The organism is Pseudomonas ulcerans (assembly GCF_036324125.1).
Classification (GTDB): domain Bacteria; phylum Pseudomonadota; class Gammaproteobacteria; order Pseudomonadales; family Pseudomonadaceae; genus Aquipseudomonas; species Aquipseudomonas ulcerans.
This window is the reverse complement of the sequence record NZ_JAZDQN010000096.1, coordinates 1-1107: the sequence shown is the minus strand read 5'-3', so window position 1 is coordinate 1107 and position 1107 is coordinate 1. Positions and strand designations below refer to the sequence as shown.

Below are 1107 nucleotides of genomic sequence, written 5' to 3'. Positions count from 1 at the left end.
GACAGGGCCACCAGCTTGTGGTCGAAGCCCTGGTGCACGCGGTAGGAAATGGCGCGGTCGTTGAACAGCGAGGCGAACACTTCCTTGGCGGCGCGGATCACGTTGTCAACGCCACGGATGTTGAGGAAGGTTTCCTGCTGGCCGGCGAAGGAGGCGTCCGGCAGGTCTTCGGCGGTGGCGGAAGAACGCACGGCCACGGCCATGTTCTCGTTGCCGTTGGCCATTTCGGCGAAGGCGGTGCGGATTTCCGCGTCCAGGCGTGCCGGGAACTCGGCTTCCATGACCCACTGGCGGATCTGCGCACCGGTCTTGGCCAGGGCGTTGACGTCGTCTACGTCCAGGGCGTCGAGGGCCGCGTGGATCTTGTCGTTCAGACCGCTCTGCTCAAGGAAATCACGGTACGCCTGAGCCGTAGTGGCAAAGCCGCCGGGGACCGATACGCCGGCGCCCGCGAGGTTACTGATCATCTCGCCCAGGGATGCGTTCTTGCCCCCCACATGCTCCACATCATATGTAGAACACCGTCTATGTGGATGGCGGCAATGTCAGCGTGACCATCACTGGCACCACCGGTGGTGACTTCGAGCACCTGGAAGTCAGCCCCACCGCGGCCGTCACTGCCGTAACGGATTCGATCGATACCAGTACGGTGACTCTGACCGCCACCGCTTCGGCAGTCGAGGGCGGTGTCGTCACCTACGTTGCATCCGTGACTTCCCCAGTTACCGGCACCCCGCTGGTTATCAGCCTGGCCAACGGCCAAAGCATCACCATTCCGGTCAACGCTTCCAGCGGTTCGGTGGACTTCATTGCTCCGAATAACGTGTTGAACACCAACACCCCGCTGAGCAACAGCATCACCGGTGTGACTGGCGGCAACTACGAGCACCTGGAAACCGCTGGCACCCCGACCACCGTGGTCACCGATGATCCGGCGCGCCTGGATACCACCGGCCTGACCCTGTCGGCCTCCGGCACCGTCCAGGAAGGCGGAGAAATCACCTACACCGCGCGCCTGACCAACCCGGCTGGCACCGAGATGAAGATCTCGCTGAGCAACGGCGAGACCATCACCATCGGTAAAGGCCTGAGCGAAGGTTCGATTAC

General features: G+C 62.8%; 2 protein-coding genes. One reads left to right on the top strand and one right to left on the bottom strand.

Annotation, left to right across the window (positions count from 1 at the left end):
• A partial coding sequence (locus tag V0R59_RS31685) for a PEP/pyruvate-binding domain-containing protein (RefSeq protein WP_330105865.1) occupies positions 1 to 506 on the bottom strand: 506 nt, incomplete at its 3' end.
• Positions 507 to 550: 44 nt separating this feature from the next.
• On the opposite strand from V0R59_RS31685, the gene V0R59_RS31680 reads away from it, so the two are divergent.
• Positions 551 to 1107: immunoglobulin-like domain-containing protein (locus V0R59_RS31680; RefSeq protein WP_330105864.1), on the top strand; the 557-nt coding region annotated here is incomplete at its 3' end.